At 66.8% G+C, this 24,860-nt stretch carries 19 protein-coding genes; 13 read left to right on the forward strand and 6 right to left on the reverse strand.

Annotation, left to right across the window (positions count from 1 at the left end; genetic code table 11):
* Positions 1-92: 92 nt before the first annotated feature.
* The 4 genes from mutL to GOQ09_RS17740 all read left to right on the forward strand — a co-directional run bounded on the left by mutL (position 93) and on the right by GOQ09_RS17740 (position 4,846).
* A complete protein-coding gene (mutL, locus tag GOQ09_RS17725) occupies positions 93-1,988 on the forward strand; it encodes a DNA mismatch repair endonuclease MutL (RefSeq protein ID WP_157614711.1) in 1,896 nt (631 codons plus the stop codon).
* A 185-nt stretch (positions 1,989-2,173) separates the two neighbouring features.
* Positions 2,174-3,172 (forward strand): alpha/beta hydrolase, encoded by a 999-nt coding sequence (locus tag GOQ09_RS17730; protein WP_157614712.1) that lies wholly within the window; start codon positions 2,174-2,176, stop codon positions 3,170-3,172.
* Positions 3,173-3,215: 43 nt separating this feature from the next.
* Complete coding sequence (gene miaA, locus GOQ09_RS17735; protein WP_157614713.1) at positions 3,216-4,199, forward strand: tRNA (adenosine(37)-N6)-dimethylallyltransferase MiaA; 984 nt, start codon at positions 3,216-3,218, stop codon at positions 4,197-4,199.
* Positions 4,196-4,846 (forward strand): ABC transporter ATP-binding protein, encoded by a 651-nt coding sequence (locus GOQ09_RS17740; RefSeq protein ID WP_157614714.1) that lies wholly within the window; start codon positions 4,196-4,198, stop codon positions 4,844-4,846. Before miaA ends, GOQ09_RS17740 begins: the two co-directional genes overlap by 4 nt.
* A 9-nt stretch (positions 4,847-4,855) precedes the next feature.
* Here GOQ09_RS17740 and GOQ09_RS17745 read toward each other — a convergent pair whose 3' ends face one another.
* Positions 4,856-5,812 (reverse strand): threo-3-hydroxy-L-aspartate ammonia-lyase, encoded by a 957-nt coding sequence (locus GOQ09_RS17745; RefSeq protein ID WP_157614715.1) that lies wholly within the window; start codon positions 5,810-5,812, stop codon positions 4,856-4,858.
* Positions 5,813-5,926: 114 nt separating this feature from the next.
* Between GOQ09_RS17745 and GOQ09_RS17750 the strand changes: the two genes are divergently transcribed.
* The 5 genes from GOQ09_RS17750 to GOQ09_RS17770 all read left to right on the forward strand — a co-directional run bounded on the left by GOQ09_RS17750 (position 5,927) and on the right by GOQ09_RS17770 (position 12,962).
* Positions 5,927-6,640 (forward strand): GntR family transcriptional regulator, encoded by a 714-nt coding sequence (locus GOQ09_RS17750; RefSeq protein ID WP_157614716.1) that lies wholly within the window; start codon positions 5,927-5,929, stop codon positions 6,638-6,640.
* Complete coding sequence (locus tag GOQ09_RS17755) at positions 6,637-7,512, forward strand: phytanoyl-CoA dioxygenase family protein (protein WP_157614717.1); 876 nt, start codon at positions 6,637-6,639, stop codon at positions 7,510-7,512. The genes GOQ09_RS17750 and GOQ09_RS17755 overlap by 4 nt, the downstream gene beginning before the upstream one ends.
* A gap of 4 nt (positions 7,513-7,516) precedes the next feature.
* Positions 7,517-8,878: an NAD(P)H-dependent oxidoreductase gene (locus GOQ09_RS17760; protein WP_157614718.1), complete on the forward strand. Its 1,362-nt coding sequence runs from the start codon at positions 7,517-7,519 to the stop codon at positions 8,876-8,878.
* Positions 8,879-9,094: 216 nt separating this feature from the next.
* Positions 9,095-10,327 carry an RNA polymerase sigma factor gene (locus tag GOQ09_RS17765; protein WP_157614719.1) on the forward strand — a complete coding sequence of 411 codons (1,233 nt, stop codon included), beginning with the start codon at positions 9,095-9,097 and terminating at the stop codon, positions 10,325-10,327.
* Positions 10,328-10,355: 28 nt separating this feature from the next.
* Positions 10,356-12,962 carry an FtsX-like permease family protein gene (locus GOQ09_RS17770; RefSeq protein ID WP_157614720.1) on the forward strand — a complete coding sequence of 869 codons (2,607 nt, stop codon included), beginning with the start codon at positions 10,356-10,358 and terminating at the stop codon, positions 12,960-12,962.
* A 631-nt stretch (positions 12,963-13,593) separates the two neighbouring features.
* Here GOQ09_RS17770 and GOQ09_RS17775 read toward each other — a convergent pair.
* Positions 13,594-16,107 (reverse strand): penicillin acylase family protein, encoded by a 2,514-nt coding sequence (locus tag GOQ09_RS17775; protein WP_157614721.1) that lies wholly within the window; start codon positions 16,105-16,107, stop codon positions 13,594-13,596.
* 99 nt (positions 16,108-16,206) lie between these two features.
* Between GOQ09_RS17775 and GOQ09_RS17780 the strand changes: the two genes are divergently transcribed.
* The 4 genes from GOQ09_RS17780 to GOQ09_RS17795 all read left to right on the forward strand — a co-directional run bounded on the left by GOQ09_RS17780 (position 16,207) and on the right by GOQ09_RS17795 (position 20,832).
* Entirely contained in the window at positions 16,207-17,283 is a 1,077-nt protein-coding gene (locus GOQ09_RS17780; protein WP_157614722.1) for a PLP-dependent cysteine synthase family protein, read from the forward strand.
* Complete coding sequence (locus GOQ09_RS17785) at positions 17,283-18,353, forward strand: carotenoid 1,2-hydratase (RefSeq protein WP_207309975.1); 1,071 nt, start codon at positions 17,283-17,285, stop codon at positions 18,351-18,353. The genes GOQ09_RS17780 and GOQ09_RS17785 overlap by 1 nt, the downstream gene beginning before the upstream one ends.
* Before the next feature lie 93 nt (positions 18,354-18,446).
* Complete coding sequence (locus GOQ09_RS17790) at positions 18,447-18,902, forward strand: hypothetical protein (protein ID WP_157614724.1); 456 nt, start codon at positions 18,447-18,449, stop codon at positions 18,900-18,902.
* 94 nt (positions 18,903-18,996) lie between these two features.
* Positions 18,997-20,832: a bifunctional metallophosphatase/5'-nucleotidase gene (locus GOQ09_RS17795; protein ID WP_157614725.1), complete on the forward strand. Its 1,836-nt coding sequence runs from the start codon at positions 18,997-18,999 to the stop codon at positions 20,830-20,832.
* A 55-nt stretch (positions 20,833-20,887) separates the two neighbouring features.
* Here GOQ09_RS17795 and GOQ09_RS17800 read toward each other — a convergent pair whose 3' ends face one another.
* The 4 genes from GOQ09_RS17800 to GOQ09_RS17815 all read right to left on the reverse strand — a co-directional run bounded on the left by GOQ09_RS17800 (position 20,888) and on the right by GOQ09_RS17815 (position 24,860).
* Entirely contained in the window at positions 20,888-21,874 is a 987-nt protein-coding gene (locus tag GOQ09_RS17800) for a branched-chain amino acid ABC transporter permease (protein ID WP_157614726.1), read from the reverse strand.
* 5 nt (positions 21,875-21,879) lie between these two features.
* A complete protein-coding gene (locus tag GOQ09_RS17805) occupies positions 21,880-22,755 on the reverse strand; it encodes a branched-chain amino acid ABC transporter permease (RefSeq protein ID WP_157614727.1) in 876 nt (291 codons plus the stop codon).
* Between the two features lie 143 nt (positions 22,756-22,898).
* A complete protein-coding gene (locus GOQ09_RS17810) occupies positions 22,899-24,095 on the reverse strand; it encodes an ABC transporter substrate-binding protein (protein WP_157614728.1) in 1,197 nt (398 codons plus the stop codon).
* 57 nt (positions 24,096-24,152) lie between these two features.
* Positions 24,153-24,860 (reverse strand): ABC transporter ATP-binding protein, encoded by a 708-nt coding sequence (locus GOQ09_RS17815; RefSeq protein WP_126749713.1) that lies wholly within the window; start codon positions 24,858-24,860, stop codon positions 24,153-24,155.

The raw sequence follows: 24,860 nt of genomic DNA on the forward strand, positions 1-24,860 counted from the left end.
TCCGTGCTGCACGCCAACCGATGTCCCGTGACGGATTCGGACACGCTCGATGACAGCTCGATACACCCCGGCAGGGCTTCTAGAATGCTCGCGTGAGCGCCCTTCCCTCCTCCATTCCCACCCTCGAACGCCGGCCGATCCGCGAGCTCCCCGACGAGCTGATCAGCCAGATCGCCGCTGGCGAAGTGGTCGAGCGGCCGGCTTCGGTGGTGCGCGAGTTGCTCGACAACGCACTCGATGCAGGCGCGAGCCAGGTCACAGTGCGGTTGGCATCGGGCGGCGTGCGGCTGATCTCCGTCGAAGACGACGGCCTGGGTATTCCGCGCGAGGAACTCACGGTGGCCTTGCGCCGCCACGCGACCAGCAAGATCGCGAGCCTCAACGACCTCGAAACGGTCGGCACCATGGGCTTTCGCGGCGAGGCGCTCGCGGCAATCAACGCGATTGCCGAGCTCAGCATTCTTTCGCGCTTTGGCGGCGCCGACAGCGCCTTTGCGCTCGACGGACGCACCGGCGAACTGCGCCCGGTGGCTCGCTCCGTCGGCACCACCGTCGAAGTGCGCGAGCTGTTCTTCGCAACGCCCGCGCGCCGCAAGTTCCTGAAGACCGACGCCACCGAACTGGCCCACTGCATCGAGGCGGTGCGCCGGCATGCGCTGGCGCGGCCCGAAGTCGGTTTTTCGGTATGGCACGACGGCAAGCTGATGGAGCAATGGCGCGCCGCCGACAAGCGCGAGCAGCGGCTGGCCGATGCACTCAGCGACGACTTCGTGACGCAGAGCGTGGCGGTCGATCACATCGGCGGCGCGGTGCGCGTGGTGGGCCGTGCGGGCATTCCCGATGCGGCGCGCTCGCGCGGCGACCAGCAGTTCTTCTACGTCAACGGCCGTTTCGTGCGCGACAAGGTGCTTTCGCACGCGGTGCGCAGCGCCTACGAAGACGTGCTGCACGGCCAGCGCCAGCCTGTGTACGCGCTCTACCTCGAAATCGATCCGTCACGGGTCGATGTGAACGTGCACCCGACCAAGATCGAAGTGCGTTTTCGCGATGGTCGCGAGGTGCATCAGGCGGTGCGCCACGCCATCGAGAACGCGCTTGCAGCGCCTCGCGCGGGCGATGCGGTGGTGCCGGCAGCGGCGCAGCAGCCCTTCTTCAAGCCCAATGTGCCTGCCTCGGGAGCCAACTGGGCGCAGCCGGCCATCAATTTCACGGCAGCAGAACGCGGCGTCGGTGACTTCGACGCCATGTGGCCGCGGCGAACCGATGAATCGGCCATGGAGCATTCCGGCGCCGAAGCCTCCCGCTGGCCCGTGATCGGCACGCCACCCATCTTGTTCCGGGCGCCGGTCGGGCTCCCGGCGGAACCTGCTGCGTCGTCCGAGTCGTTGGCCACCAACGAACAGGCGTGGCCGCTCGGCCGCGCGGTGGCCCAGTTGCATGGCATCTACATCCTGGCCGAGAACAGCCAGGGCCTGATCGTGGTCGACATGCATGCGGCGCACGAGCGCATCGTGTACGAGCGGCTCAAGACGCAGCTGGACGGTGCCGCCATCACCAGCCAGCCGCTGCTGATCCCCGCCACGTTCGCGGCCACGCCGCAAGAAGTGGCCACGGCCGAGGCCTGTTCCGCGGTGCTGCCCACGCTGGGCCTCGAAATCACGCCCTTTTCGCCGCGCACTCTTGCGGTGCGCGCCGTGCCGGGCACGCTGGCAGACGGCGACCCGGTAGAACTCGCTCGCAGCGTTCTGGCCGAACTGGCCCAGCACGACGCCAGCACTGTGGTGCAGAGGGCACAGAACGAACTGCTCTCGACCATGGCCTGCCATGGTGCGGTGCGGGCCAACCGCAAGCTCACCATCGACGAAATGAATGCTTTATTACGCCAAATGGAGGCAACCGAGCGTTCGGATCAGTGCAACCATGGCCGCCCGACGTGGCGGCAACTGTCGATTCGCGAGCTGGACGCGCTTTTTATGCGCGGCAGGTAACAAATCCGGGTGTTTTGAGGGTTTTTACCGAGTTTTTGGCGGTCATCCGTGAAGCGGGCACGGGCGTTGCATGTGTAGAACAAAGTGCCACTCTAGGCACTCCGGGGAGGCTCTGAAACGCAGTGTCGGCGCGTTTCAGTCGAAAGCGTATGAACTTTCTGCCGGCTTCGCTGTCCCTCTAGCTCATGAAACGCTGGTCTCTGCTTGCCTCCGTTATTTCGCTGTGCGCCCTTCTGGCCGCCGGCTGCTCCACATTCGACGAACAGCAGCGCGAATGGATATTTCAACCCAGCGACCGCAGCTGGGGCAACACTGCCACCATGACCGAGGGCATGCAGGACGTCTGGATCGACTTCCAGTCGTCCATTACCGGCGAATCCGCGCGCCTGCACGGCCTCTGGCTCGGCGGCGAGCCCGAGACCACCGACCGGCCCGTGATGCTGTACCTGCACGGCGCCCGCTACAACGTGGCTGGTTCGGCACCGCGCATCCAACGCATGCATGAACTGGGTTTTTCGGTGCTGGCCATCGACTACCGGGGTTTCGGCAAAAGCTCCAAGGGCCTGCCCTCGGAAGAATCCGCACGTGAAGACGCCCGGGCCGCCTGGATGTGGCTCGCTGCGCGCCACCCGCGCCAGCACCGCTACATCTTCGGCCACTCGCTGGGCGGCGCCATCGGCATCGACCTGGCGGCCAACGTCAAGGACGAGAGCGGCACCATCGTCGAAAGCACCTTTACCTCCATTGCCGACGTGGTGAGCGGCTTCAAATGGGGCTGGCTGCCGTTCGGTCCGCTCATCACGCAGCGTTTCGAGGCCATCAACCGGGTCAAGGACATCGGCGCGCCGCTCCTGGTGGTGCATGGCACGGCCGACAGCCTGATCAACCCCACGCTGGGCCGCAAGCTCTACGACGCGGCCACGGTGCCCAAGCTCTTCGTGCTGGTCGAGGGCGGTTCGCACCACAACACCAATTCGGTCGGCGAAGCGCAGTACCGTTCGGCGCTCTTGCAGCTGTTTCGCATGAAGCCCGAGACCACCCTTGCCTCCCGACAGGCGGAGGGCGCGCCCGTCGTGCGCGGCGCGCAGCCGGTGCCAGTGCTGCCGGCGGCGCCTCGTCTTGATTCGGCCGTGCTGCCGCAAGAGGCGCGCGGCAAGGCCACGGCAAGCGCACAGGCCATCTGAGCGAAAGTCCCGGCTTCGGTTTTGTTGTTACCCTCGGGCGCTTATGCCGCCCTCCGTTGCCGATTCCGGCCTTCCTGAAAAACTGAAATACATCGCCCTCGCGGGGCCCACGGCCTCCGGCAAGACCGCCGTGGCGCTCGCGGTGGCGCAACTGCGGCCTGTCGAAATCATCAGCGTCGATTCCGCCCTGATCTATCGCGGCATGGACATCGGCACGGCCAAGCCGAGCCAGGCCGAACAAGCCAGCGTGCCGCACCACCTCATCGATATTCGCGACCCGGCCGAAAGCTACAGTGCGGCGGCTTTCGTGGCCGACGCGACGCGGCTCGTCGAAGAGATCCGCGGACGCGGCGCCCTGCCGCTTCTGGTGGGCGGCACCATGCTGTACTTCAAGGCATTGTTCGACGGCATCGACGCCATGCCCGCAGCCGATGCGGCAGTGCGGTCACGCATCGACGCCGAAGCCGCGGCGCTCGGCTGGCCCGCCATGCATGCGCGGCTGGCCGAGGTCGACCCCGCCACGGCCGCACGCCTTGCGCCGCAAGACAGCCAGCGCATCCAGCGTGCACTCGAAGTGTGGGAAAGCAGCGGACAGCCGTTGTCCAGCTTTCATGCGGGTGAAAACAAGGCCGCAAAAGGCCTGGCCGGCGGCGCGCTCTTTTCGCTCGAGCCCGCCGACCGCGCCTGGCTGCACGCGCGCATTGCCGATCGCTTCGACGCCATGTTTGCCGCCGGCTTTCTCGACGAGGTCAAGGCACTGCGCGCGCGCGGCGATTTGTCGACAGAGCTTCCGTCGATGCGCTGCGTGGGCTATCGGCAAGCGTGGGAAATGCTCGATGCCTGCGGCGACGAGAGGCCCGACGCCAAGGCCATGGCCGAGCTGCGCGAGCGCGGCATTGCGGCCACGCGCCAGTTGGCCAAGCGGCAGATCACCTGGCTGCGCAGCATGCCTGAGCGCACCGTCATTGCCTGCGACGCGCCCGACGCGGTGCGCACCGCCGTTCAACGCATTGCAACCGCCGCATGACATTGCGCATCTCCAATCTTGCCAAGCACTACGGCGACGTGCCCGTCTTCGAGAACGTGACGCTCACCGTCGAGCCCGGCGAGTTCGTCGCCATCGTGGGCGAATCGGGCGTGGGCAAGTCGACGCTGCTCAACTGCATGGCCGGGCTCGACAACTGGGACGCTGGCACCGTCACGCACGAGGGAACCGACATCGGCGCACTCGACGGCGAGGCCTGCGCGCTCTGGCGCCGCCGTCATGTCGGCTTCGTGTTCCAGGCCTTTCACGTGCTGCCGCACCTGGACGTGGCGCAGAACGTGTCGCTGCCGCTGATGCTGCTCGGCCAGCAGCGCGATGCAAACCGTGTAGTGCACATGCTCGATGCGGTCGGCCTGCCCGGCATGGGCGCGCGGCTGCCGCAAACGCTTTCAGGCGGGCAGCTGCAGCGCGTGGCCATTGCGCGCGCACTGGTGCACCGCCCCGCCCTGCTGCTGGCCGACGAGCCCACGGGCAATCTCGATCCGACCACCGCGGCCAAGGTGATGGAGCTGCTCATCGGCCAGACGCGTGAACACGGCGCCTCGCTGGTACTGGTCACGCACTCCGAAAGCGCCGCGGCCCGCGCGGACCGGCTGCTGCACCTGACCGCCGAAGGAATCCGCGCCTGAGCGAGTGAGCTAGGCGAGCAAGGCCGCGTAGCGCGACAGGTCGACATTGCCGCCGCTGATCACGATGCCGACCCGCTGCCCCGCGATGGCCTCGCGTGCCGCGATGGCGCCCGCAAACGCAAGGCAACCCGTCGGCTCCACCACCATCTTCATGCGCTCCGCAAAGAAGCGCATCGCTTCGACGAGCTGGTCGTCCGTCACGGTGAAGATGTCGTTCACGTCGCGCTTGATGATGCCGAAGGTGTATTCGCCCAGATGCTGCGTCTGCGCGCCGTCGGCAATGGTCTTGGGCGTTTCGATGTGCACGATCTTTCCCGCTTGGAACGATTGCTGGCCGTCGTTGCCGGCTTCGGGCTCCACACCGTAGACCTTGCAACCGGGCGCCAGCGCACGTGCCGACAACGCCGAGCCCGACAGCAGCCCGCCGCCCCCCAAACACACGAACAGGTGGTCGAGCGGACCGGTTTCCTCGATCAGCTCCTTCACCGCCGTGCCCTGCCCCGTGAGCACGTCGGGGTGGTCGTAGGGCGGAATCATCGTCATGCCGCGCTCCTGCGCGAGCCGCCTGGTCAGCGCCTCGCGGTCTTCCGTGAAACGGTCGTACATCACCACTTCGGCGCCGTAGCCCTTTGTGGCCGCCACCTTCGCGGCGGGTGCGTCCTTGGGCATGACGATCACCGCGGGCATTGACAACAACCGCGCCGAGAGCGCAATCGCCTGCGCGTGGTTGCCCGAAGAAAACGCGATCACGCCACCCTTGCGCTGCGTAGCGTCGAATTTCGAGAGCGCATTGAAGGCGCCGCGAAACTTGAAGGCGCCCATGCGCTGGAAGTTCTCGCACTTGAAGAAGAACCGGGCGCCCCATTGCTCGTCGGCAGTGGTCGAACGCAGCAGAGGCGTGCGATGGGCGTGGCCTTCGAGCCGCGCGGCCGCGGCAATGACGTCGTCGTAGGTGGGTAGTTGCATGCGCCGAGCTTAGCGGCGGCTTACGTTTTTTTGCAGGGCCGATGGGTAAAAACCCGGGATACGCCGGGCCCGCAGCTTTGTACTCTGTATACAGAGTTCAGAGAAAGACGATCCATGCCAGCCCACCTCGTCAGCATCGAAGCCTCGCCCGACCTCGTCGACCAGGTCTACCGCGCCCTTCTCGGCGCCATCAGCAGCGGTTCGCTCGCGCCGGGCGAACGCATCACGCAGGAAGACATTGCGCAGCGCCTCTCGGTGTCGCGCCAGCCGGTGCTGCAGGCGCTGCGTTTGCTCAAGAAAGACGGCTTCGTGCTCGATGCCCCGGGCCGGGGCGTACTGGTGGCGCCGCTCGATGCCGAGTGGATGCGCAAGGTCTACCAGGTGCGCGGCGCACTCGACGTGCTGGCCGCACGGCTGGCGGCGGGCCAGCGCTTTCGCATCGACCCCAAATTGATGGAGCGCGGCCGGCGCGCAGCACGCGGGCGCAATGTCGAAGCCATGATCGACGCCGACATGGCTTTTCATGAGGCCATCTACAAGGCGTCCGGCAATCCGCTCATCGGCCAGAGCGCCGGCCAGCATTGGCGCCACCTGCGCCGCGCCATGGGTGCGGTGCTGCAGGCCGAGCCGCAGCGCGAATCGCTATGGGACGAGCACCAGGCCATTGCCGACGCCATTGCCGCTGGCAACGCACAACGTGCCGCGCAGTTGAGCGAGGAGCATGTTGCGCAAGCCAGCGAAGCGTTGAGCCAGCGGCTCGCGCAGCAGCTGGCGCGCAGCGCATCGCCCACCCATCACACCAACCACCGCAAAGGAGACAAGGCATGAAGTTGAGCCCCGACCAGCGCGCGCAATTCGAGCGCGACGGCTACCTGTTCTTCCCCGGCCATTTTTCACCCGAAGAGACAAAGGTGTTGACCGATGCGGTGCCCGAGCTCTACAGCCGGCGCGAAGCCTTCAACGTGCGCGAAAAGGGCTCGGATGCCGTGCGCACGAACTTTGCCGCGCACCTGATCAGCGAGCCCTTCGCCCGGCTGGCGCGGCATCCGCGCATGGTGGAGCCGGTGATGGATCTGTTCGAAGAACAGGTCTACATGCACCAGTTCAAGATCAACGGCAAGATGGCCTTCGAAGGCGACGTGTGGCAGTGGCACCAGGACTACGGCACCTGGCTCAACGACGACCTGATGCCCACCGAGCGTGCGATGAACGTCGCCATTTTTCTGGACGACGTGAACGAGCACAACGGCCCGCTGATGTTCATTCCGGGCAGCCACCGCAAGGGCGTGGTCGATGCGAAGCATGACCTCACGACCACGAGCTACCCGCTCTGGACGGTCGACAACGACCTGATCCGCCAACTGGTAGACCGTGCCGGCGGCAAGCAGGGTGGCATCGTCTCGCCCAAGGGCCCCGCCGGTTCGATGATCCTCTTCCACAGCTGCCTCGTGCATGCATCGGGCAGCAACCTTTCGCCTTTCAACCGCGTGGCCGTGTACCTGAGCCTGTGCGCCGTCAGCAACCATATCCGGCGCCACAAGCGGCCCGAGTACATCGCGCACCGGGACTTCACGCCCATCGAAATGCTGCCCGACGATTGCCTGCTGAAGCCCTACCCGGTCGAGGTGCCGTGGAAGAACGGCCTGCCCGAAAGCGCGCTGCAGACTTCGCTCGAAACTCTCGACGCCGTGGAGGCCTGATCTCATGAGCCTCTACACCCGCCTGCAGCAGCGCGCCGCCGAAGGCCGCCCCATCCGTATCGGCCTGATCGGCGCCGGCAAGTTCGGCTCGATGTATCTCGCGCAGATTCCGCGCACGCCCGGCGTGCAGCTGGTTGCCATTGCCGACCTCTCGCCCGCCGCCGCACGCGCCAACCTCGAACGGGTCGGCTGGCAGGCCGAGCGCACCGCAGCGGACTCGGTGCAGCAAGCGCTGAAGACCGGCAGCACATGGATTACCGACGACTGGCAAGCGGTGACGCGCGAGCCTTCCATCGACATCGTGGTCGAGTGCACCGGCAATCCGGTGGCGGCGGTCGACCATTGCCTGGATGCCTTTGCGCACGGCAAGCACGTGGTGAACGTGACCGTTGAAGCCGACGCCTTCTGCGGGCCGCTGCTCGCGCGCAAGGCGCAGCAGGCGAGTGTGATCTATTCGCTGGCCTTCGGCGACCAGCCCGCGCTCATCTGCGACCTGGTGGACTGGGCGCGCACCTGCGGCTTTCCCGTGGTGGCTGCCGGACGCGGCCACAAGTGGCTGCCGCACTTCACCGAATCGACGCCGGAAACCGTGTGGGGCAACTACGGCCTCACGCCCGAACAGGCGCGGCGCGGCGGGCTCAACCCGAAAATGTTCAACAGCTTTCTCGACGGCTCCAAGCCTTCGATAGAAAGCTCGGCCGTGGCCAATGCCACCGGCCTCACGGTGCCTTCGGACGGCCTGCTCTACCCGCCCGCGAGCGTGGAAGACATCCCGTTCGTCACACGCCCGCAGAGCGAAGGCGGCGTGCTGGAGCGCAAGGGCATGGTCGAGGTGATTTCATCGCTCGAAGCCAATGGGCGAAAGATTCCCTACGACATCCGCATGGGCGTGTGGGTCACGGTCGAGGCCGAGACCGACTACATCAAGAACTGCTTCGAGGAATACAACGCACACACCGACCCGAGCGGCCGCTACTTCACGCTCTACAAGCGCTGGCACCTCATCGGCCTGGAGGTCGGCATGTCGGTGGCAAGCGTGGCCTTGCGCGGCGAGCCTACGGGCGTTGCCACCTGCTGGAACGCCGACGTGGTCGCCACCGCCAAGCGCGACCTCGCGCCCGGCGAAACGCTCGACGGCGAAGGCGGCTACACCGTCTGGGGCAAGCTGCTGCCGGCCGAGCGCTCCATGCGGCTGGGCGGCCTGCCGCTCGGGCTCGCGCACAACGTCAAGCTGGTGCGCGCGGTGAAGAAAGGCCAGAGCCTTTGCTGGGCCGACGTGGCCATGGACACATCGACCCATGCCTACCAGCTTCGCGCCGAGCTGGAGGCCATGTTTGCGCCCTCCACGCATGCTCAGGCGGCCTAGCGGATCCGCGGATTTCATCCGCGCGCGGCCCTTGGCTTTTGCCATTGCGCCGGCGCATTTTTAGGGAAAGAATTAATTGTTCGGCATGCAGTACGCATGTCGAAATGACTGGCTGCGAGCCGTCATTGTGGTGAGCAATCTTGCTCGGCGAGCTTGTCCTCGACGGAGAAACACCATGCAATTCAGCTTCTGTGCAACTGGAACTCCGGGCGCACCGTGAACGAACTGGCGGCTCCCCGAGCCGCCGAGCGGGCGGCGCGTGAATCGTATGGGCGGTTGCTCGCGATTCTTTCAGCGCGCACGCATGACATCGCCGCATCGGAAAACGCACTCGCGCAAGCCTTTGCACGGGCTCTCGAACGCTGGCCCGCCGACGGCATTCCCGAGCAGCCGGACGCCTGGCTGCTGAGCGTGGCGCGGCACCGCAAGCTCGACGCCTGGCGCCACAGCCGCATCCAGGACGCCGCCGCGCAGGCCCTGCTGCTGCTGGCCGGCGAGGTCGATGTGGGCACGGTCGACGGCACCGCCGTGCCGGACGAGCGCCTGCGGCTGCTCTTCGTCTGCGCGCATCCGGCCATCGACGCCACCGCCCGCGCGCCGCTCATGCTGCAGGTTGTGCTCGGGCTCGATGCAGCCCGCATGGCGGGGGCGTTCCTCACTTCGCCTTCCACGCTCGGCCAGCGGCTGGTGCGAGCCAAGGCGCGCATCCGCAGCGCGGGCATTTCTTTCGAGTATCCCGAAGCACGCGAACTGCCGCTGCGCTTGCAGGACGTGCTCCAAGGCATCCATGCCGCCTACGGCAACGGCTGGGACGACGTCGATGGCGCGGACACCCTGCCCCGCGGCCTTGCCGCCGAAGCCATCGAGCTCGGCCGCACGCTGTGCGCACTGATGCCGAACGAGCCCGAGCCGCTGGGCCTTCTCGCTCTGATGCTGTTCTGCCAGAGCCGGGCGGGGGCGCGGCTCAACGATGCCGGCGCCTATGTACCGCTCGACCAGCAGGACACGGCGCGCTGGGATCCGGACCTGCTTGCACAGGCCGAGCAGCACCTGCGGCAAGCGTCGAGCAGGAATATTTCCGGCGCCTGCCAACTGGAGGCCGCCATCCAGTCGGCCCATTGCGAGCGCCGCGTCGGCGCGCCGGTGGCGCCCGAAGCAATGGTTGCGCTGTACGACAACCTGCTGGCGCTGCGCCCCAGCCTGGGCGCCCAGGTGAGCCGCGCCTGCGCCCTCGCCAAAGCGCGCGGCCACGACGTCGGCCTGCAGGCGCTCGACGCCATTGCGGCCGGCGAGGTAGCGAGCTACCAGCCCTTCTGGGCGGCGCGCGGCCACCTGCTCTCGGCAGGCGGCGCCCGTGCTGCCGCGCGCCAGGCCTTCGATCGCGCGATCGGCCTGAGCACGAGCGCGGCGGTGCGCGCGTATCTCAACGGGACGTCCGAGCGGCTCTGATTTTTCTGCGCGCGGCCACAATGGCGGCATGCGCGCCTTGCTCACCACCTTCTCATGGCAGGAACTGCGCCACCACCCCTGGCGCAACGCCGCGGCCGTATTGGCCGTGATGCTGGGCGTGGCGCTCGCGTTCTCGGTGCAGCTGATCAACGCGTCGGCCCTCGACGAGTTCTCGAGCGCCGTAAGGTCGGTCAACGGCCAGCCGGACCTCGAAGTGCGCGCCGTGCAGGGCAGCTTCGATGAAGCGGTGTTCGGGCGCCTCGCGCAGCATCCGCAGGTGACGCTGGCGAGCCCGGTGCTCGAGTTCCAGGGCCTCGCATTGGCCGGCGAACGACAAGTGCCGATTCGCGTGATCGGCGTCGACGCGCTGGCCTTGCCGGCCATTGCACCGGCGCTGATGCCGCAGCCCCGCAAGAATGCCGATCGCTTCGCGATACTGGTGCCGGGCCATGTGTTTCTGAACGCCGCGGCGCGCAATGTGCTGGGCCTGCCCGCACAGGCGGCCGAAGACCGTGCCGAGACGGTGGAATTGCGCAGCGGCGGCGCCTGGCAACGGCTCGAAGTGGCGGGCCATGTCGCCGCCACCGGCACCGCGCTCGCCGTGATGGATATCGGGGCTGCGCAAGACCTGTTCGACAAAGCGGGCCAGCTCAGCCGCGTCGACTTGAGGCTTGCTCCTGGCACAGACCGGGCGGCCTTCATCGCATCGCTGCAGCGCGCCCCAGGCTGGCCCGCGGGCTTGCAGTTTGCAGAGCCCGGCGATGCTGCCGAACGCGTGAGCAATCTCTCGCGCGCCTACCGCGTCAACCTGACGGTGCTGGCGCTGGTGGCGCTTTTTACCGGCGCGTTCCTGGTGTTCTCGGTGCTGGCGCTCAGCGTTGCCAAGCGCGCACAGCAGTTCGCTCTGCTCGGCGTGCTGGGCCTGACGCCGCGCGAGCGGCTCCGGCTGGTGCTGGCGGAGTCGTTCGTGCTTGGCCTGATAGGAAGCGCCGCCGGGCTGGCGCTGGGCACGGCGCTCGCGGCTTTCGCGCTGCGCGTGCTGGGCGGTGACCTGGGCGGCGGCTATTTCCAGGGCGTGGCGCCCACGCTGCACTGGAGCGGCGGCTCGGCCCTCCTGTACGGCGGGCTCGGCGTGCTTGCGGCGCTGGTGGGCGGCTGGTGGCCCGCGCGCGCGGCACAGGCGCTGCCCGAGGCGCAAACGCTCAAGGGCCTGGGCGCCGCGCCGGTCCAAAGCAAAAGCCATTGGCTCGCGCTCGGCCTTATTGCCGCAAGCGCGGCATTGGCCAACATGCCGGCCGTCGGAGGCATTCCGGTGGCGGCATATCTTTCGGTGGGTTGCCTGCTGGTGGGCGGCATCACCGCATTGCCCTGGCTGATTGCGCTGCTGTACGACCGCGTTGCACCCGCGTTTGCGCAGCGCGTGCTGCCGATGCTGGCCATCGAGCGCGCAAGGCGCATGCGCGGCACCGCAGCCGTGGCGGTCAGTGGCGTGGTCGCGAGCCTGAGCCTCGCAGTTGCACTCACGGTCATGGTCGCAAGCTTTCGCGATTCAGTGACGCGTTGGCTCGACGTGGTGCTGCCGGCCGACCTTTATCTTCGCGCCACGTCGAGCGGCCGCTCCGCGAATTCGGGCACCCAGAGCAGCAGCGATACCGCCACGTTTTCTGCGGCCTTCGTGCAGGCGCTGGCACAACTGCCCGGCGTGGAACGCACCGGCACGCTGCGCACCCGCTCGTTGCAGCTGGACCCTGCGCAACCCGCCGTCACGCTGATCGCGCGAAGCCTCGAGGGTGGCGCCGCGCAGGCACTGCCGCTGGTGGGCCTTTCGCTGCCGGTACCTGCCGGGCAGATCGGCATCTACGTGAGCGAACCGATGGTGGAGCTGTATGGCGCCAAGCCGGGCGCGCTGTTTGCGCCGCTCTCGAATGCGCTGGGCACCAGCGGGTCTGCGCCGGCTGCGGTCTTCGTGGCAGGCGTGTGGCGCGACTACGCGCGTCAGTTCGGCGCCATCACCATGGATGCGCGTGATTTCGAACGCCTGACGGGCGAGCGCGAAGTGAGCGACGTGTCGCTGTGGCTTGCGCCGGGCGCATCGGAGGGCGCGGTTCAGGCCGCCGTTCGCGAATTGGCGGCGCGCCAGCCGAGCGGAATTGACGGCTCCGGTTCGAGCATCGAGATTTCATCGGTCGGGCAGATCCGCGCGACCTCGCTGCGCATCTTCGACCGCAGCTTTGCGGTGACCTACTGGCTGCAGGCGGTGGCGATTGCCATCGGGCTCTTCGGCATTGCGGCGAGCTTCAGCGCGCAGGTGCTGGCAAGGCGCAAGGAGTTCGGGCTGCTCGCGCACCTGGGATTCACGCGGCGGCAGGTGCTGGCGGTGGTGGCGGGTGAAGGCGCGGCGTGGACGGCCATTGGTGCCGTGGCGGGGCTCTTGCTGGGGTTGGCGGTTTCGGTGGTGCTGGTGAAGGTGGTGAATCCGCAGAGCTTTCACTGGACCATGGATTTGCTGGTGCCTTGGGGGAGGCTGGTGGTGCTGTGCGGCGCGGTGGTGGTGGCCGGCACTGTCACCGCCTGGCTGGCGGGACGGGCCGCGGCGGGCAAGGACGTGGTGCTCGCGGTGAAAGAGGACTGGTAAAGGGCGTTGGTTTGCTTGCCGATGGCGGGCCTGGTTTTTTTCCCGAGGCCGGGTCTCGCCCCGGCGGGCGACTCACTTTCTTTGCTTCGCCAAAGAAAGTAAGCAAAGAAAGGCGACCCCTACTGTCTGCGTCCCCTGCGCTGCGCTGCGGGGAAACCTGCGGTGCTCGACTCCGGCGGGGGTCCGCAGAACTCGCTTCGCTCAGACAGCTGCGGCCCTGATCCCGCCTCCATCTGCGCTCCTCGGCGCATACAGAAGGGGGGTGGGAGCGGGCGGCCTTCGCTTCGCTCGGCCCCAATACCAACAGCCCAACTCAATACCGATAGCCAATGCCAGCCACCGCAGGCGCGCAGCGCCTGCGGTGGCCTGGTGGCCGAGCGAAGCAAAGGCCCGTTCGGTTTCCAAGCCCCTCTGTATGCGCCGAGGAGCGGAGGGTTTCGCGGATCAGGGCTCGCAGCTGTTTGAGCGAAGCGAGTTCTGCGAGACCCCGCGAAAACCGAGCACCGCAGGTTGCCCGCAGCGAAGCGGAGGGTCGCAGACAGTGGGGTCGCCTTTTCTTTGCTTACTTTCTTTTGGCGAAGCAAAAGAAAGTGAGTCCGCCGCCGGGCGGAATCCCGGCCCCGAAACCAAACTACCGCCCAACAGGTACCAAAAGAACCCGCTCCACAGTCTCCCTCTCCACAGCCCCCCGGCTATACACAAGCGGCACGTACTTCCCCTCAAGCCACAACGGCGCAAGATCCCGGTAGTTCGGGCTGTCTGGATTCCCCGACTGCCCCGGCGTATTGATCACCCGCGAGGCATCCCAGTTGCCCACGTCCAGCACCATCCGGAACGAAGCCCCCGATGTCAGCCTGTAGTCGCTGGCACGGTAGCTCGCAGCCATCGGCGTGAAGGCGGAACCAGACATCGGCCAGTCGCCAACCTCCAGCTTCTTGCGGGTAGCCGCATCGACCACGCCGCCGAGCGGATGGCGGAACTCCGCACGATGCAGCGCACCCCACTTCCAGCCAGTCATGTCAGGCCCGAGCTTGGCGGTGAGCTCCTGCATTGCCGGCGGCAAGGTCTGCAGCAGCAAGGCGTTGCGCTGCGCATCGCTGACCCAGCCTGACGGGTTCTCGAGCAGCAGCACCATGCGCGTGTTGTCGCCGGGCGCGGCCAGCGATGCAGCGGCGTCGCCGGCCCCGGCCTTGAGTACGGCGGCGCGAAGGGTCTTGCTGCTCCACACTTCGTAGAGCGCAGCGGCGGCGCTGTCGCGGTGCATGGTGCCGTCCCAACCCTGCAGCAGGCGCAGGGCGGCCGCGGTTTGCGCATCGTCGCTGCGCAAGCCGGCCAGGAGCTTCAGCAGCCGCTGCGCGGGCGTCGCGACGATGTCGTTCTGCATGCGTTCCGAGTCCTCGATGGTGAAGCGCGAGCCCGCGGCCGCCTTTGCGGCGAACAGCTCCTTGAGGCGGCGCGAACGGGCCGCGTCGCTCCACTCGTAGCCGATGCCTTTCTTCGCAGCCGGATGATCGGGCGGAATGTTGTTTTCGTTTGCGGTCACCACATAGCCGCGCGCGGGGTTGAACTCCGAAGGCAGCTCATCGCCATTGCGAAAGCCCGACCACTCGTAGCGGCCGTCGCCCGGCACGGGCATGAGGCCGTCCCAGTTGGGCCTAATGGGTGTGAGCCCGCCCGGCATCCAGCCGACGTTGCCATTGCGGTCGGCATAGACCTGGTTCTCGCCGGGTGCGCCCCAGCGGTTCATCGCGGCGCGGAACTGGTCCCAGTTCTGCGCGCGCATGTAGTCCATCGAACCGAAGTACGGCGCCATGCCGGGCTCGAGCCACGCCGCACGCAATGCGAAGGCACGCTGCTTGCCGGGCTCGGACAGCAGCACCGGGCCGTGGCGGGTGAAGGTGTTGACCACCTCGCGCGGCGCGCTCTCGCCACGCACCGCAATGCGCTCGGTCACGCTCGTCATCGGCTCCCATCGGCCCTGGTAGCGGTACTCGTTCGGGTTCTGCGGGTTCAGCTGGTACACGTACAGGTCTTCCTGGTCCATGTAGAAGCGCGTGAGGCCGAATGCGATGGTCCCGTTGTGGCCGATGGAAAGGCCCGGTAGAAAGGGCTCGCCCGCGCCGATGGCGTCCATGCCCGGCGCGCTCAGATGCGTCATGTAGCGCAGGCTTGGCGCGCCATGGGCGCGGTGCGGATCGTTGGCGAGGATGGGCCTTCCTGTGGAGGTGAGCTGTGGCGCGATCACCCAGTTGTTGCTGCCATAGGCGGCCGTGGGGTCGCCTTGCATGGCCTGTTGCTTGTCTTCTTCATCGTCGGCCTTTGCGGCCACCGCAGCAGCCGAAGCGCCCGCCAGCCGCGTGTTCTCCTTGGTGAAGCGCGGCGACTCGGTGGCGCGCAGGTAGGCGGCACGCAACTCGGCTGCCGGAATGGTGCAGGGATCGAAGCCAGGCGGCACCTGCGGCGTGACCGGCGGATCCAGCTCGCGGCGGAGCCAGTCGGCTTTGATGCCTTCGCTGCCGGCGCAGAAGGCGCGGGCACGGTCGATCTCGGAAGTGAAATTGAGCGTGAGGCCGTGGTGCCGGATGCGCACCACGTCTTCAGGTGACCACACGGCCGGCTGGTAGCCCAGCAATGCGAATTCGGTCGGCAGCAGCGCCGGCTGCGCGCGCACCTGCGCAACGTAGGCGTTGACGCCCGCGGTAAAGGCCTCGGCCACGCGCTTGGCATCGGAGCCATAGGCCAGCCACTCGCGGTACATGTCGCCGCGATAGAGCACGGCGCGCGCGGCACGGTCGCTGTCGACCCATGCGGGGCCGAAGTCCTTGGCCATTTCGCCGAGGCCGCGCTTGCGCCAGAGGTCCATCTGCCAGAGCCGGTCGCGTGCGGCAATGAAGCCCTGCGCAACGAACGCGTCGTACAGCGTGCCGGCATAAAGATGCGGCACGCCCCAGCGGTCGACCAGCACCTCGGCCGGCTTCTCGAGGCCGGGCACGGCAAAGGACGATGGCGCGCGAGGCGGTGTCTGCACACCCGGAGGCCCCGACGCGCAGCCCGCAAGCACGAGGGCTGCGAGCGCTGCGGCGCCGATGGAATGCCTTTGGCCTAACGAGCGCCGCGACGTGGGGCGCAGGTGTCTTGTTCTCATGCGTCTTGTCTCCTGCCGGGTGGAACTTGGCAGCGCACAGTATCCCGATTTGCATATCCGCTGGGTACTGCGAGAGATGACTTGTAGACTTCCTCCTACATGCAGCAAACACCCTCCTCCATCTCATGCGGCGGCTGGCTCGGCTCTGCCATACGCCGCATCGAAGCCGACTACCAGCGCAGCGCCGACACGCACCTGATTCCGCTGCCGCTGCCCTCGCTTGCCGCGGCCGGCATTGACCTGTACCTGAAGGATGAGTCGACCCACCCGACCGGCAGCCTCAAGCACAGGCTCGCACGTTCGCTCTTTCTCTATGCGCTGTGCAACGGATGGGTGCGCGAAGGCACGACCATCGTCGAGGCCTCGAGCGGCTCCACCGCGGTGAGCGAAGCCTACTTCGCGCGGCTGCTGGGCCTGCCCTTCATTGCGGTGATGCCGCGCAGCACCTCGCCCGAGAAGGTGGCGCAAATCGCCTTCTACGGTGCGCGTTGCCACTTCGTCGATCATGCAGCGCAGGTCTATGAAGAGGCGCGCGCGGTCGCCGAGCAGACCGGCGGCCACTACATGGACCAGTTCACCTATGCCGAGCGCGCGACCGACTGGCGCGGCAACAACAACATCGCCGAGAGCATGTTCCAGCAGATGGCACGCGAGCGGCATCCGGTGCCGGCATGGATCGTGGTGGGCGCGGGCACCGGCGGCACCAGCGCCACCATCGGGCGCTATGTACGCTTTCGCTGCCACGACACGCAGGTGTGCGTGCCCGACCCCGAAGGCTCGGTGTTCTCGGCCTATCACCGCACGGGCGATGCAACGCTGACGGCGGCGGGTTCGCGCATCGAAGGCATCGGCCGGCCACGGGTGGAGCCGAGCTTCGTCCGCACGCTGGTCGACCGAATGATCGAAGTGCCCAACCTCGATTCGGTGGCCGCCATGCTTGCGCTCTCTGCGCTGCTGGGGCGCAAGGTCGGACCGTCGACCGGCACCAACTTTGTCGGCATGCTGGCCATAGCCCGCGAGATGCGTGCGGCGGGCCAACAGGGCTCCATTCTTTCGCTGCTCTGCGATGCGGGCGAGCGCTATCTGCCGAGCTATCACGACGCTGCGTGGGTGCAGAGCGCCTTCGGCGACGTGGGCCCGGCACAGCGGCGCATCGACGCGCTGGTTGCGCAGTGATGCCTGCGCCGGCCTTCTGCAAGCTCTCGCGCCGCAGCCTGCTGCTTGCGGCGCTGGCCGCAGCGCCCGCAAGCTGGGCGCTGCCCGAGCGCACCCTGCAGTTTCCGCGCGACTTCGGCAGCCACCCCGACCTGCGCACCGAGTGGTGGTACATCACTGGCCACGCAAGAACTTCGGCGGGGCGCGAGTTCGGTTTTCAGGTGACGTTCTTTCGCTCGCGCGTCGATGCCGCGCAGGGCATGCGCTCGGCGTTCGCGGCCAAGAACCTCGTGTTTGCGCACGCCGCGGTCACAGACCTCGAAGGCCGCGTGCTGCTGCATGACCAGCGCATTGCGCGGGCGGGGTTCGGCGTTGCGTCGGCCAGCGAAGCCGACACCGAGGTGCGCCTGCGCGACTGGTCGCTCGTGCGCAAGGACGGCAGCTATTCCGCCCGCGTGCCTGCGGGCGAATTCACGCTAGACCTCCGCTTTGCGCCCACCCAGCCGGTGCTGCTGCAAGGCAAGGCGGGGCTCTCGCGCAAGGGCCCCGAAGAAGCACAGGCAAGCTATTACTACAGCGAACCGCAGCTCAAGACGCAAGGGCGGCTCACGCTCAAGGGCCAGGCCTTCGATGTCGATGGAACGGCCTGGCTCGACCACGAATGGAGCGAGGCGCTGATGCATCCCGAGGCCGTGGGCTGGGACTGGATCGGCATGAACCTGGACGACGGCAGCGCCCTCACCGCCTTTCGCCTGCGGCGCCGCGACGGCAGTGCGCTGTGGGCTGGCGGTTCGTTTCGCGCACGCGACGGTGCGCTGCGCGTTTTCAGCAACGACGAGGTGCGCTTCGACGGTGCTGATGCGTGGACCAGCCCGCGCACGCAGGCCAAGTACCCGACCCGGTGGCGCGTGCAGACCCCGTCGGGAAGCTTCGAGGTGCGCGCCCTGCTCGACGACCAGGAGCTCGACAGCCGCGGCTCCACAGGCGGGGTGTACTGGGAAGGCGTGAGCGACCTGCTCGATGCACAAGGCCGCCGGGTCGGCCGGGGCTACCTGGAGATGACCGGCTACGCCGCACCGCTGCGGCTCTGAGGCCGCTCAGCGCGCGTCTGTCATCAAGCCGTCATGCCGAGGCCCTGAACTCGGCCTCCGACACCGCACGCTTGAACGTGCACCAAGGCTTGAATGAACAGAAGACTCCGGCTCATCGCGCTGCTGATGGTTGTAATGGCTGCCGCGGGCGCCGCGTGGGTGTTCGCGGCCACGCGATCCGCATCACCGGCAACGAGCGCGCTGCTTGAAATCCGCTGGCACGGCAACGGCATCATCCTCCAGGGCGCTGTGACGGATGCGGCGACGCAACAGGTGCTGGTGGAGGGCGCGACCGCACGGCTCGGCGGAGAAGCCAACCAGGTAGTGGACTGGCTGGACATCGCGCCCGCGGCGCTGCCCGTCCCGGATGCCGCGTCGCTCGCCAGCCTCATCCGCCTTGGGCAAGAGGGCTGGCACCTGCAGCGGCACGCCACCGACGCATGGCTCGCCGTGCAATCGCCGAATGACGATCGCAGCATGCAAGCCAGGCAATTGCTGCAACGCGCCTTCGGCCCCGGCGTAACCATCCGCCTCATTCCGCTCTCTTGAGCGTGCGATGTGCGCTGCGCTGCGCCAGCGGTCATGGCGACGTCATCTGCCTTGTCCAGCATGCGCTGCATTTCATCTAAAAGAGGAGAGGCGCATGCCTGCATCGCTGAAACATCTCGCCATGGCGGGAGTTGTCCTGGCCACGTTGTCCGCCTGCGGCGGCAGCAACGATTCGAACGGCTTCATTCCGTTTCTCCCGCCGCCGGCACCGGCGCCCGCTCCTCCGGCGCCGCCGCCTGCTGCGGCAAGGCCCGGCAGCGTGGACGTGAAGCTGATCGCCTTCAACGACCTGCACGGCAACCTCGAGCCGCCCAGGCTTTCCATCACCGCCGCGGCCAGCGGCGGCGGCACGGTGCCGGTGCCGGCGGGCGGCGCCGCGTACATGGCGTCGGCCATTGCATCGCTCAAGGCCAAGAACGAGAACAACGCCGTGGTTTCTGCCGGCGACATGATCGGCGCCTCGCCGCTGGTGTCGGCCCTGTTCCTCGACGAGCCGACCATCGAAGCCGTCAACGCGATGAAGATCGACTTCAACGCGGTCGGCAATCATGAGTTCGACAAGGGCCAGACCGAACTCCTGCGCATGAAGAACGGTGGCTGCGCCAAGAACACGCCGCTGGAGCCGTGCCGGGTCAACAAGGCCTTTCCAGGCGCCAACTTCGGGTTCCTGGCGGCCAACACCGTGAAGACCGACGGCAATACGCTCTTCCCCGCCACGGGCATGAAGACCTTCACCAAGGACGGCGCCACGGTGAAGGTGGCGTTCATCGGCATGACGCTCAAGGGCACGCCGAGCATCGTGACGCCGGCCGGCGTTGCGGGCCTGAGTTTCAAGGACGAGGCAGACACGGCCAACGCGCTGATTCCGCAGCTGAAGGCCGAGGGCGCGGACGCCATCGTCGTCGTGGTGCACGAAGGGGCCACGACCACCGTCGGCTACAACGACAAGAGCTGCGCGGGGCTGAGCGGCGACATCTTGCCGATTCTCAACAAGCTCGATGCGGCCGTGGACGTGGTGATCTCGGGCCATACGCACCGCTCGTACATCTGCGACTACAGCAAGACCAACCCGGCCAAGCCCTTCCTGCTGACGAGCGCCGGCCAGTACGGCACTTTGCTGACCGACATCAACCTGACGATCGACACGCGCACGCGCAAGGTCAGGGCCAAGTCGGCCGACAACGTGATCGTCCAGGGCGAGGCCTATACCAGCGGTGCCAACACGGTGCCGGTGACCGACCACTACCCGGTGTTCGGCAAGAACCAGGAAGTGGCCGCGCTCATCAGCCAGTACCTTTCCGTTGCGGCGCCGCTGGTGCAGCGGGTGGTGGGCACCCTCTCGGGCCCGGCCACGCGCACGCAGACGGCATCGCGCGAAAGCGTGCTCGGCAACCTGATTGCGGATGCGCAGCTCGATGCGACCAGCCCCAGCAACAAGGGCGGCGCGCAAATCGCCTTCATGAACCCGGGCGGCGTGCGAGCCGACCTCGTGCCGGCCAACGACAGCAGCGTGACCTATGGGCAGCTCTTCAGCGTGCAGCCCTTCGGCAACAGCCTGGTGGTGAAGACGATGACGGGCGCGCAGATCAAGGCGCTGCTCGAGCAGCAGTTCAACAGCGGCACCAACACGGTCGCCGCGCCGAGGGTGCTGCTGCCTTCGCGCAGCCTGAGCTACAGCTACAGCCTGTCGGCACCCGCAGGCTCGCGCATCAGCAACATGGCACTCAACGGCACCGCGATGACCGACGGCGCGAGCTACCGCGTGACGATGAACAGCTTTCTGGCGACCGGCGGAGACAACTTCACGGTCTTCAACCAGGGCACGGACACGCTGGGCGGCGACCAGGACGTGGATGCCCTGGAGGCCTACATCAAGGAGAACAGCCCGCTGGCACCACCCACGGCCAACCGCATCACGGCGCTGCCCTGAGAGGGCTTCCCGCCCCAGAAACGAAAAAGGCGGACAGGGTCCGCCTTTTTTCGTTTCATCGAGCCTTGCCTTTTCGGCGGTCGATGAAGGCGATGACTTCGCCCATGATGCCCTTGCGGAACGCCAGCACGCAGATCACGAAGATCAGGCCGGTGACCATGGTCACCGATTCGCCGAGCGTGTTGAACCAGTCGACGCCCGTGAGGCGCGCCATGAAGGTGCCGAAGTCGCCGACCTTGTTCTCCAGCAGCACCACCACGGCCGAACCCACCAGCGGGCCCGAGAGCGTGCCGAGGCCGCCCACCAGGGTCATCAGGATCACGTGGCCCGAGGCGGTCCAGTGCACGTCGCTGAGCGAAGCGAAGCCGAGCACCAGCGTTTTCAACGAGCCGGCCAGGCCCGACAGCGCGGCCGAGATCACGAAAGCCAGCAGCTTGAAGCGGTTGACGTCGTAGCCGAGCGAAATGGCGCGAGGCTCGTTTTCCTTGATGCCCTTGAGCACCTGCCCGAAGGGCGAATGCACCGTGCGCGCAATGAGCAGGAAGGCCGCGACGACGATGACCAGCGCCACGTAGTACATCGTCAGGTCGTCGCGCAGATCGATGAGGCCGAACAGCTTGCCGCGTGGCACGCTCTGCAGGCCGTCTTCGCCGCCGGTGAAGGGTGCCTGCAGCGCGACGAAATACATCATCTGCGCCAGCGCCAGCGTGATCATCGAGAAGTAGATGCCCTGGCGGCGAATGGCCAGCCAGCCGAACACCAGCCCAAGCAGCGCACCGGCCAGCGTGCCGGCAATGAGACCGAGTTCGGGTGTGAGATGCCAGACCTTCAGCGCATGGCCGGTGAGATAGGCCGAGCCGCCCAGGAACGCGGCGTGGCCGAAAGACAGCATGCCGGTGTAGCCCAGCAGCAGGTTGAAGGCGCAGGCGAACAGTGCGAAGCACAGCACCTTCATCACGAACACGGGGTAGAAGCCGATGAAAGGTGCGGCGATGAGCGCCAGCAGCAGCACCCCGTAGACGACGAGCGATATTTTCTTCATGGACTTTACTTCTCGCTGCCGAAGAGGCCGGCCGGACGAATCAGCAGCACCACGACCATGATCACGAACACCACGGTGGCCGAGGCCTCCGGATAGAACACCTTGGTCAGCCCCTCGATCACGCCGAGCCCCAGGCCCGTGAGGATGGCTCCCATGATCGAGCCCATGCCGCCGATGACGACCACCGCGAACACGATGATGATGAGGTTCTGCCCCATGAGCGGCGAGATCTGGATCACCGGCGCGGCAAGCACGCCCGCGAATGCGGCCAGTGCCACGCCGAAGCCGTAGGTCAGCGTCACCATCAACGGCACGTTGACGCCGAAGGCCTCGACCAGCCGCGGGTTCTCGGTGCCCGCGCGCAGGTAGGCGCCGAGCCGCGTCTTCTCGATGGCATACCAGGTGGCAAAGCACACCACCAGCGACGCCACGACCACCCACGCGCGGTAGTTGGGCAGGAACATGAAGCCGAGGTTGGTGCCGCCGCTCAGCGCCTCCGGCGTGTTGTAGGCCAGGCCCGATACGCCGTACACCGAGCGGAAGCCGCCTTCGATCAGCAGCGTGAGGCCCAGCGTGAGCAACAGGCCGTAGAGGTGGTCGAGCTTGTAGATCCAGCGCAGCAGCAGCCGCTCGATCAGCACGCCGAACACACTGACGATGAGCGGCGCCGCCACCAGCATGACCCAGTAGTTGACGTTGAAGTAGTTCATCGCCATCCACGACAGCACCGCCCCCATCATGAACAGCGCGCCATGCGCGAAGTTGATGACGTTGAGCAGCCCGAAGATCACCGCCAGCCCCAGGCTCAGGATCGCGTAGAACGACCCGTTGACCAGCCCCAACAGGAGCTGGCTCAACAGGGCAGGCATAGAGATGTTCATCGTATCGACGAGGTTCGGAAAAATAGCAATGACTTCACGTGGGGGCCGCCGCGCACGGCCGCCCGAAGCGGCCGGACCGCCCCCCGGTCAGGGGGGTTGGCGAAGCGACACGCAGTGCGCGAAGACTGGGGGGCGAGCAACATTCACTTCCAGAGGGCGCAGGTGCTTTCTTCCTTCGTTGTATAGACCTGGTCGCCCGGCACCTTCTTGACGATCTTCAGCAGGTCCCATGGGCCCTTGGATTCCGAAGGCTTCTTGACCTCGGCCAGCAGCATGTCGTGCACCATGCGGCCGTCGGGACGGATCACGCCCTTGGCGTAGAAGTCGTTGATCGGCGTCTTCTTGAGGTGTGCCATGACCTTGTCGGCATCGGTGCTCTTCACGGCTTCCACGGCCTTGAGGTAGGCCATGGTGGCCGAGTAGTCGGCGGCCTGAATGTCGGTCGGCTTGTTCTTGGTCTTGGCTTCGTAGCGGGCGGCCCACTTGCGCGACTCGTCGTCGGCGTCCCAGTACCAGCTGGTGGTGTGCAGCAGGCCTTGCGTGGCCGGCAGGCCCAGGCTCTTCACGTCGGTCAGGAACACCAGCAGGCCCGCGACCTTCATCGACTTGTCGATGCCGAATTCCTTCGATGCCTTCATCGAGTTGATGAAGTCGCCGCCGGCATTGGCCAGGCCGAGCACCTGGGCCTTGGAGTTCTGCGCCTGCAACAGGAAGGACGAGAAGTCCGACGCGTTGAGCGGCGCACGCACCGTGCCCACCACCGAGCCGCCCTTGGCCTTGACGACCTTGGCGGTGTCTGCCTCGAGTGCGTGGCCGAAGGCGTAGTCGGCCGTCAGGAAGAACCAGCTCTTGCCACCCGTGTCGACCACGGCGCCGCCGGTGCTCTTGGCGAGCGCGACGGTGTCGTAGGCATAGTGCACGGTGTAGGGGCTGCACTGCGCATTGGTCAGCGCCGAGGTGGCCGCGCCGTTGGTGAAGAACACGCGCTTCTTTTCTTGCGCGACCTTGGCGGTGGCCAGCGCCACGCCCGAATTGGTGCCAGCGAAGATCATCGTGGCGCCGGCGGTGTCGATCCACTCGCGGGCCTTGGAGGCGGCGATGTCGGGCTTGTTCTGGTGGTCGACGCTCAGCACCTCCACCGGCTGGCCGAGCACTTTGCCGCCCATGTCGTCGATGGCCATCTGGATGGCGGTTGCGCCGCCCTTGCCTTCCAGGTCGGCATACAGGCCCGACAGGTCGCTGATGTAGCCGATGACGACCTTCTCTTGCGCTTGCACGGCATGGCTTGCAAGACCCGCGGCGCCGAGCATGAGTGCAATGATTTTGAGCTTGGTTTGCATGGTGTCTCCTGGATGATTTGAGAGAGTCAACGGAAAAAACAATTGGCCAGGGCTTGGCTACACGCCCAACAGTTCGCTGAGCACCGGCATCTTGGCGTCGAGCTCCTTGGCGCCGAAAGCCTCGACCATGCGGCCGTGCTCCATCACGTAGAAGCGGTCGGCCAGCGGCGCGGCAAAGCGGAAGTTCTGCTCCACCATCACGATGGTGTAGCCCTTGCCGCGCAGGGTGTGGATCATTCGCGCGAGGGCCTGCACGATCACGGGCGCCAGCCCTTCGGAAATCTCGTCGAGCAGCAGCAGCTTGGCGCCGGTGCGCAGGATGCGCGCCACGGCGAGCATCTGCTGCTCGCCGCCCGAAAGCCGCGTACCCGGGCTGTTGCGGCGCTCGGCCAGGTTGGGAAACATCTCGTAGATTTCGGCCACCGACATGCCCTGCCCCGCACCCTTGAGCGCGGGCGGCAGCAGCAGGTTTTCCTCGGCCGAAAGACTCGCGAAGATGCCGCGCTCTTCGGGGCAATAGCCGATGCCCAGGTGCGCGATGCGGTGCGTGGCCATGCCGATGGTCTGCACGCCGTTCACTTCGATGCTGCCCTTGCGCGAGCCGGTCAGGCCCATGATGGCGCGCAGCGTGCTGGTGCGCCCTGCGCCGTTGCGCCCGAGCAGCGTAACCACCTCGCCGGGCTGCACCACCATGTTGACGCCGTGCAGCACGTGCGATTCGCCGTACCAGGCGTGGAGGTCCTTGATCTCAAGCGCGGCGGTCAT

The organism is Variovorax paradoxus (assembly GCF_009755665.1).
Taxonomy (GTDB): Bacteria; Pseudomonadota; Gammaproteobacteria; order Burkholderiales; family Burkholderiaceae_C; genus Variovorax; species Variovorax paradoxus_G.